7 protein-coding genes, 1 pseudogene and 1 riboswitch are annotated in these 8205 nt (G+C 41.1%); of the genes and pseudogenes, 2 read left to right on the top strand and 6 right to left on the bottom strand.

The features are described 5' to 3' along the window. Nucleotides 1–112 precede the first annotated feature (112 nt). Both ACEQ1T_RS00040 and ACEQ1T_RS00035 read right to left on the bottom strand, forming a co-directional pair. Nucleotides 113–814 (bottom strand): annotated as a pseudogene (locus ACEQ1T_RS00040) (DeoR/GlpR family DNA-binding transcription regulator); the annotation flags it as partial. A 426-nt stretch (nt 815–1240) separates the two neighbouring features. Beyond that, nucleotides 1241–1516: a DUF2188 domain-containing protein gene (locus ACEQ1T_RS00035; RefSeq protein WP_206843181.1), complete on the bottom strand. Its 276-nt coding sequence runs from the start codon at nt 1514–1516 to the stop codon at nt 1241–1243. A gap of 168 nt (nt 1517–1684) precedes the next feature. On the opposite strand from ACEQ1T_RS00035, the gene ACEQ1T_RS00030 reads away from it, so the two are divergent. Further along, the gene (locus ACEQ1T_RS00030) at nt 1685–2281 is read left to right on the top strand and encodes a biotin transporter BioY (protein WP_370221363.1); all 597 of its coding nucleotides are present in this window, start codon (nt 1685–1687) and stop codon (nt 2279–2281) included. Between the two features lie 24 nt (nt 2282–2305). Next, nucleotides 2306–3298 (top strand): biotin synthase BioB, encoded by a 993-nt coding sequence (bioB, locus tag ACEQ1T_RS00025; protein ID WP_370221362.1) that lies wholly within the window; start codon nt 2306–2308, stop codon nt 3296–3298. A 58-nt stretch (nt 3299–3356) separates the two neighbouring features. Here bioB and ACEQ1T_RS00020 read toward each other — a convergent pair whose 3' ends face one another. From ACEQ1T_RS00020 to ACEQ1T_RS00005, 4 genes are all read right to left on the bottom strand, one after another. Further along, nucleotides 3357–4394 (bottom strand): ribonucleotide-diphosphate reductase subunit beta, encoded by a 1038-nt coding sequence (locus ACEQ1T_RS00020; RefSeq protein WP_206843176.1) that lies wholly within the window; start codon nt 4392–4394, stop codon nt 3357–3359. Nucleotides 4395–4404: 10 nt separating this feature from the next. Beyond that, the gene (locus ACEQ1T_RS00015) at nt 4405–6627 is read right to left on the bottom strand and encodes a ribonucleoside-diphosphate reductase subunit alpha (RefSeq protein ID WP_206843167.1); all 2223 of its coding nucleotides are present in this window, start codon (nt 6625–6627) and stop codon (nt 4405–4407) included. A 131-nt stretch (nt 6628–6758) separates the two neighbouring features. Next, nucleotides 6759–6954: riboswitch (cobalamin riboswitch) on the bottom strand. Between the two features lie 124 nt (nt 6955–7078). Beyond that, the gene (locus tag ACEQ1T_RS00010; protein WP_280516113.1) at nt 7079–7207 is read right to left on the bottom strand and encodes a hypothetical protein; all 129 of its coding nucleotides are present in this window, start codon (nt 7205–7207) and stop codon (nt 7079–7081) included. 141 nt (nt 7208–7348) lie between these two features. Then, the coding region (locus ACEQ1T_RS00005; RefSeq protein ID WP_370221360.1) for an HAD-IC family P-type ATPase at nt 7349–8205 on the bottom strand (857 nt) is incomplete at its 5' end.

Here is an 8205-nt window from a genome sequence, read left to right as displayed (position 1 = left end):
CGCTGGTGCGGGATGCCCGACCGGAACAGACGAGTGACGAGCGCGTGAAACGGCTGGTGGATTGGGGCCCATCCCCACGCGCGGGCCAGGCCCTGATGCTGGCGGCGTGCTGATCCTCATTCAGTTCATTTGTAATAATTGCTGCTGTATGCAAATCGGCAATCTTGGCAAACGCGATTTCTGAAAACTTCGTATCATCGGCAAGCACGAATGCCTCCCTTGAAAGCGAAATGGCCATTTGCTTAATCATTGCCTCATCCTGATCCGGTGTGGTGTAGCCGAATTGAGGATGGATACCGTTAACCCCCATAAAGCATTTATCAAATCGGTAATTTTCGAGGCTCGCCAATGCCCCCCTGCCGATGATGGCTTTTGTCTGTTCCTTGGCAAAACCGCCGATTAAAAATGTTTTTATATTCCTTTCGAGCAATGCGTTGATATGCATTAGTCCGTTCGTTACAACCACAATTTCCTTCGCAGGCAAAAAGGGAATCATTTCAGTTACTGTCGAGCCTGCATCCAGATAAATGGAATCACCTTCCTCAACTAGACTTGCCGCGTATTGGGCGATTTGACGCTTTTGCTGAAGGTTTCTGGATGACTTCTCAGACATGCTGGGTTCCTGCAGCTTTCCCTGAAGCCTGGCTGCCCCTCCATGTATTCTTTTTAAGTACTTCCCTTCTTCAAGCTGGGTCAAGTCCCTTCTTATTGTTGATTCCGATGTTTCTGTCATGTCAACGAGATCCTGAATTTTCACTACACCTTTTTCTTTTAAAAGCTGCAGAATCAATTTGTGGCGCTCTGGTGTTAACAAAACATCACCTCCCTGGGTGTGTTGTTCTTCTTGATTACATCATACTGAAACCGATTGCAAAAATCAATCATTTTCATTCAAAACAAACCAAAAACAATCAAAATTTGATTGTTTTTGGTTGTTTCAAGAGTGTTTACTCCCTGATTCGTAAAATGAAAGAATATTTTAAATATATTAAAATAATAGTTTGCTCTCTATGTTTTATTATGCTAGAATCAGAAATAACAATATATAGTTTCTAAAACCTATTATGCTACTATATATTGTTCCGAATTTTAGAATTCACTCTTTCCAAGGTCTCTTTTTGAACAGCTTTCTATTTGAAAGCTGAATTTTTTTGTTTTAGAAATAAGGTCTCTTTTGTTCAATCCCAGCCAAACAAAAAAAGAGCACTACTCAATGGTAATGCTCTTCTTAATTAATTATTTATTTATCTTCATAATTAACAAGATCATCTATTTTTCCATCTTCATTATGCAAGATTGCCATTGTACCTGCCTCCTCTGCCATGCTCTTCGCTTTCTCCACTGCATCTGACTGTGATTCCGCCGTAAACTCAGGCTCGTTTTGCCCCTCTTTCTTGACTGCCCATCCTTCCTCATCATGCGGTACTACATGGAATCTTGCTTCATCTGTACCTGCTCTGTCCTTAAAATATTGTTCCTGTTTATCACTGTGAATATTGTTTTTACTACTTGCCATGTTTATACCTCCTCTATTTCGTCATATATTAATGTGCAGTATCACTTTACCCTCCATTTCTGGACAGAAACACATTATATGTTAACCCATTATAAAATTAAGTTGACAATTAACGTTTTCTGCTATTATTCTAAATTGTATAAATATAATTCTTTCAGGAGGCATTTTATGAAGACAGGTTTAAGAACGATTGATTTAACATTGGCTGGCATGTTTGTCGCCCTAATGGCTGTTGGAGCAAATATCACTTCATTTGTCCCATTTTTGGTTATTGGGGGAGTCCCTATTACTTTACAGACCTTTTTTGCCATTTTGGCAGGTGCTATTTTAGGAAGCCGATTAGGGGCTATCACTATGGCTGTCTATGCTTTTGCCGGGCTTGCAGGCGCTCCTGTATTTTCAAAATTCGGTGGCGGTTTTGCTACCTTATTAAGCCCCACTTTCGGTTTTATCCTATCGTTTATTTTAACAGCCTATGTCACCGGCAAATTGATTGAAAAGAAAAAGTCTGTTCCGGTGTATATTACTGCAGCTTTAATCGGAATGGTGATCAATTATGTTTTTGGGACGAATTGGATGTATATGGCCTATAAACTCTGGTTTACAGCACCTGAGGGGTTTACCTATCAAATGGCTTGGCTGTGGATGGCAGTCCCCCTTCCAAAAGACATTATTCTTTCTGTTTTTGCCGGGTTAATGGCCCATCGGCTGGAGCAAAGAGTATTTGCCGGCAGTCAGTTCAGAAAAATGAACCGAGCAGCATAAACCATTTTACTAAGGAGGATACATATGAATTTCCAAGAGCTAGCCCTAGACGTACTAAAAGGACATGAACTGACAGACTCGGAGGCAATGGGTATTTTAAATTGTCCAGATGAAGAACTGCTGAGCTTATTGTACAGCGCCTATAAAATCCGTCATCATCATTATGGGAATCATGTTAAATTAAATATGATTATTAATACGAAATCAGGCCTATGTCCTGAAAACTGCGGCTATTGCTCACAATCGAGCATCTCAACAGCACCTATTGAAAAATACCGGATGATGGATAAGGAAACTATCATCCAAGGTGCTAAGCAGGCCCATCAGCTAAATGTCGGAACCTATTGCATCGTTGCAAGCGGAAGAGGCCCGAGCAATAGGGAGCTAAATGAAGTAGTTTCAGCGGTTAAAGAAATAAAGGATACCTATAAAATGAAGGTCTGTGCCTGTCTCGGGCTCCTAAAACCTGAACAGGCTGAGCAGCTCAAGGAAGCTGGAGTGGACCGCTATAATCACAATATTAACACCTCGGAAAATCATCATGAGAGCATCACTACCTCCCATACATACCGGGACAGAGTCAATACGGTCCAAATAATAAAGGAAGCAGGCATTTCACCTTGTTCCGGGGTAATTATTGGTATGAAGGAAACCCAGGAAGATGTCATAACAATGGCCAGAAGCCTAAAAGCCCTGGATGCCGACTCAATACCGGTTAACTTTCTGCATGCAATCGATGGGACGCCATTAGAAGGGACAGATGAATTGAATCCCCGCTATTGTCTGAAGGTGCTTTGCCTGATGCGATATATCAACCCATCAAAGGAAATCAGAATATCCGGAGGCAGAGAAGTGAATCTCCGGAGCCTTCAGCCGCTTGGACTTTATCCGGCTAATTCTATTTTCGTTGGAGATTACTTAACCACTGCAGGGCAGGAAAGCACCGCGGATCACCAAATGCTGAAAGATCTTGGTTTTAAGATTGATTTTGTATCTGGAGAACCTGTACGCTCCTAATAAAAAAGATTCTGCGCCAAAGCAGAATCTTTTTTATTATATATATCCTGATGACCCTTTATAGTTCATCAAACCCATTATCAATTTGAACTTTTGTATATTGCCTCGATTTTTGTTCAAAGAAATCAGACTTCCCATGGTCAACCTGCTCATAAGCTACAATCCAGCGGAGCGGATTAGTCCGATAGTCTTCAAACGGCCTTTCATACCCTAGCTGATTGCAGCGGACATTAGCATAAAATTTGATATAAGCTTCAACATCGGATAGCAGGATGCCTTCTGTTTTGCTGCCGATCACCTCGCGGGCCCATTCAATCTCCAGTTCAGCTGCTCTTTTGAAAGTCTCCTGGACGAATTCACTTAATTCATTAGTATTAAGTTCCGGATTTTCCTGCAGAATTTCTTTAAAAATTTTAACAAACAAGTCAACATGGATTTGTTCATCCCGGTTGATGTAATTAATCATCGTGGAGGTGGCAACCATTTTCTGATTTCTTGCCAGGTGATAAAAGAATGCAAAGCCTGAATAAAAGAAAAGCCCTTCCAGAACGACATCATACACAATAGATTTCAGCAGGTTCTCCGCGCTTGGATTCTCTGCAAAATCTTTATATCCGTTCACAACAAATTCATTTCTTTCAGCTAATATAGGTTCTGTACGCCAGAATTCAAAAACCTCATCCTGTTTTTGTTTTGGAACCAGGCTTGATAGAACATATGAATAGGAGTGATTATGAATCACCTCCTGCTGTGCGAGTATAATCATGAGTGCCGATATGCTTGAGTCGGTAATATAATCAGCAACTTTTCCGGCATAATCCGTCTGGATGCTGTCGAGCAATGCAAGCAGCCCAATAATTTTCAAAAATGCATCCTGTTCACTTTTCGTTAATTCCGGAAATTGCTTAATGTCCTGTGACATGTTTATTTCAAAAGGCGTCCAAAAGTTAGCGAGCATTTTTTTATACTTTGGATAGGCCCAGGAGAAGCGGACATCATCCCAATTAAGAATATTGGAGCATTCCCCGTTAATGATTGAAGTTGATTTGTTAGGCGCCGATTGATTAATAATTGGCCGTTTGTTTAAAGTATTCATAAGGTCCTCCTTAGCTGGAGCAAGATTCACAGTCTTCAATCTCAGATGAAGTTGATCGGATATAATACGTTGTTTTTAATTTTTTCTGCCATGCTGAAAGATGCAGATTCAAAAGATCGATTGCTTTAATATGGTTCGGTATATAGAAATTAAATGAAATAGCTTGATCTATATGTTTTTGTCTGTTTGCATTCTGCCTGATGCTCCACTCCTGGTTAATATGATAGCCAGATTTGTAATACCAAATGGTCTCACTGTTAATATCAGGAGCTGTTACAGGTATCCGATAATCCTTTTTCTCTTCCGAGTACTGCTTGTTGAAAATAGGATCAATACTTGGAGTGCTTCCTGCAATTAAAGCAGTTGATGCATTTGGGGCAACCGCCAGCATATAGGCATTTCGAACGCCGTTTTCACTTACCTCTTTGCTTAATGCAGCCCAGTCCATATCTGACTCTGCCTCCAGATATCCCCGCTTTTCAAAGTAAGCGCCCGTTTCCCAATCAGAACCTTTAAAGACTGAATAGCTTCCTTTTTCTTTTGCCAGGTTCATAGAACTTTTTATCGCTAAAAAAGCAATTTGCTCATATAGAATGTCAGCAAATTTTTCTGCTTCTTCGCTTTCCCATGTGATTTTTTTCAGTGCAAGAAGGTGGTGCCATCCAAAAGTTCCCAGTCCAATCGCACGGTATTTCTGGTTTGTGATCTGGCCCTGCGGCACTGGAATACTATTAATATCAATGACATTATCAAGCATTCGCACCTGTATTGGCACTAGCTTTTCAAGAACTCCCTCATTAACGGCTCTTGCAAGATTGATGGATGAAAGATTGCAGACAACGAAATCTCCTGGATGTTTTTCGATAATAATTCTCCCATCCCTTGTATATTCCTCAACCCGCTTTGTAACACTTTGGTTTTGTACGATTTCCGTGCACAGATTTGTACAATAAATCATTCCGCAATGTGAATTGGCATTTTTCCGATTTACTTCATCCCGGTAAAACATAAATGGTGTTCCTGTTTCAAGCTGGCTTCTCATGATGGATTTCATTATATCGATGGCAGGAACTTTTTCCCTTGATAGATTCGGGTTATCTATGCACTCTTTATATTTCTGGCGGAATAAACCTTCGCCTTCACCTTCGTCATAAAAATCCTCCAGTGAAAAGCCCATAACCTTGCGGACTTCATGGGGATCAAATAAATACCAATATCCCCGGCTTTCCACTTTTTCCATAAACAAATCCGGAATGCAGACACCAGTGAATAAATCATGTGTTCGCTGCCTTTCATCTCCGTTATTAAGCTTTGCATCAAGGAATGAAAATATATCTTTATGCCAGACATCAAGATAGACGCTTATAGCACCCTGCCTTTGTCCAAGCTGGTCGACACTGACGGCTGTGTTATTCAGCTGCTTCATCCAGGGAATCACACCTGAAGATGCACCCTTAAATCCTTTAATATCACTGCCTCTGCTGCGGATTTTCCCCAAATATACTCCGATTCCGCCGCCATTTTTTGACAGTGATGCAATATCGGTATTGCTGTCATAAATAGAATCAAGACTGTCATCAACGGTCTCAATGAAACAGCTTGAAAGCTGTCCCCAGTTCTTCCCTGCATTAGCGAGCGTTGGAGTGGCAACAGTCATATACAAACCGCTCATTGCCCAATAAGCCTCTTTAACAAGTTCAAGCCGCATACCCTTCGGCTCCTTTTTCATCAGCACCATGCTGATGATCATAAACCGCTCCTGGGGAAGTTCATAAAGATTTTTCTGTTTGTCCCTGGCAAGATATCGGTCAGCCAGCATTTTCAGCCCCAAATATGTAAATAAGCGATCATTTTCTTTCTTTATGAAGCGGGCAAGTTCATTTATCTCATCTGTTGAATACTCATCTAATAAATCCTGTTCATAAATTCCCAGAGCCGTCAGCCGTTCAATTAACGTATAAAAATGTTTGTAGCAATCATCCGGCTGGCATTTTCTATTTTTTCCTGACTCAATATAGAGCTTCTTAAGAAGCAGACGTGAAGCGGCAAAAGTCCAATCAGGCTCATCAATGCTGATAAAAGATAAACAATCCAGAATAAGCTGGTCATACATCGCCTCTGCTCCCCGCTGGCTCATTTCTTCATACCTTTTTAATAGCTGCCCAATGCCGAGCTGCGGAAATTCTGTCTTAAGTTCTTCTAAAATTTCGATCGGTTGTATGGTTTGAACCATCTTACTTCCTCCTAAAGGCAAAATAAAAATCCGCCCGGAAAATGAGCGGATCAAACGATAGAATAATAGCAGGAAGAAGATGACAAACGGCCATTACGCGATCGTTTCATCATCTCAATCCCCGAAGATAAGAAACTTTCGATCGCCCTGGCAGGTCTCCTGGCTTGTGCTTCACTCTACTAAAAGCCCTTCCCATACAATCGCCTTAACGCGTATTGTACAGTGGCATGCTCTTTTCGTCTGCACTTACAGTTGCGGGGACAGCTTCGGTTTTACACCGAATTCCCTATTAAGTCCTCTTAGGACACCAATCACGATCTATATGTAGTTTTTATTCTTTTTAATATATACTATATATTGTAGATGATTCTATCATATAGAGAAATAGATTACAAACTTTTAATCCTTAGTACACAAAAAAGAACAGAGGGAATTTCCTCTGTTCTTTTTCTCATTCATGATTTTCCATTTCATTATCATGTGATACCGGCTCTGGGGTAGCCCCCAAAAAATCATATACAGCATATCCTGCCATTACAAGAACGAGGTAAGCAATCGCTGCACCGGCCCATTTTTTCATTTTATCTGCTCCTTTTTAATTAAACGTTTTTTCAATTATCTTAGTCTAGCGGTCAGTAAGATTCCACTTCAAGGCCTAGAGGAGTCCGTATAGGCTCGATTGAATCAACTAATAATCAGTGGAGAAAAAGCCCACACTGTTTCACTTTATTTTTACTCTTTGTAATCTAAGCGCGTTTAAAACGACAGATACGGAGCTGAACGCCATTGCAGCGCCGGCAAGCCAAGGTGCAAGGAATCCTAACGCAGCTACCGGGATGCCAAGTGTATTGTATGCAAAAGCCCAGAAAAGATTTTGTTTTATATTCCTTATGGTTTGTTTACTCATTAGGATGGCGTCTGCAATACTATTTAAATCCCCTCTCATCAGCGTAATATCAGCTGCTTCCATCGCAACGTCTGTACCGGTTCCGATCGCCATTCCAATATCAGCTACAGCGAGTGCAGGTGCATCGTTTATGCCATCGCCGACCATGGCAACTTTTTTCCCCTGTTTCTGAAGTTTTTTTACTTCTTCTGCCTTGCCTTCAGGTAAAACCTCTGCAATTACAGAATCTATGCCCACTTCCTCAGCTATTGCCTCAGCCGTACGTTTGTTATCTCCCGTAATCATAATGACTTCAATGCCCAGTTTCCTTAAGCGATTAATTGCATCTCTGGAAGTTTCCTTTATTGTATCCGCAACTGCCACGATACCTGCATATTTGCCATCAACTGCGACAAGCATTGCCGTTTTTCCGTTTTCCTCAAGTGTTTCCATTTCAAGTTTGGCTGATTGGACATTAACACCGTATTTGTCCATTAATCTTCTTGTGCCTATCAAAAGGTCAATGCCATCTACTTTCGCTTTAATTCCATACCCGGGAACAGCTTCAAATTCAACTGGATTAAATAGCGTGATCCCTTTATCCTTTATTCCCTTTACGATCGCTTCAGCTAATGGATGCTCAGACTGTTTCTCTGCTGAACCCACCAGCCGGAGAAGTGTCGTTTCTTCAA

The organism is Cytobacillus sp. (genome assembly GCF_964223445.1).
Classification (GTDB): domain Bacteria; phylum Bacillota; class Bacilli; order Bacillales; family Cytobacillaceae; genus Cytobacillus.
This window is presented reverse-complemented; position numbering and strand designations above follow the sequence as displayed.

Bases quoted from the DNA above. Each gene is read 5' to 3' on its own strand.
- ACEQ1T_RS00035 (WP_206843181.1), bottom strand. From the start codon at position 1,516: ATGGCAAGTAGTAAAAACAATATTCACAGTGATAAACAGGAACAATAT.
- ACEQ1T_RS00030 (WP_370221363.1), top strand. From the start codon at position 1,685: ATGAAGACAGGTTTAAGAACGATTGATTTAACATTGGCTGGCATGTTT.
- bioB (WP_370221362.1), top strand. From the start codon at position 2,306: ATGAATTTCCAAGAGCTAGCCCTAGACGTACTAAAAGGACATGAACTG.
- ACEQ1T_RS00020 (WP_206843176.1), bottom strand. From the start codon at position 4,394: ATGAATACTTTAAACAAACGGCCAATTATTAATCAATCGGCGCCTAAC.
- ACEQ1T_RS00015 (WP_206843167.1), bottom strand. From the start codon at position 6,627: ATGGTTCAAACCATACAACCGATCGAAATTTTAGAAGAACTTAAGACA.
- ACEQ1T_RS00010 (WP_280516113.1), bottom strand. From the start codon at position 7,207: ATGAAAAAATGGGCCGGTGCAGCGATTGCTTACCTCGTTCTTGTAATG.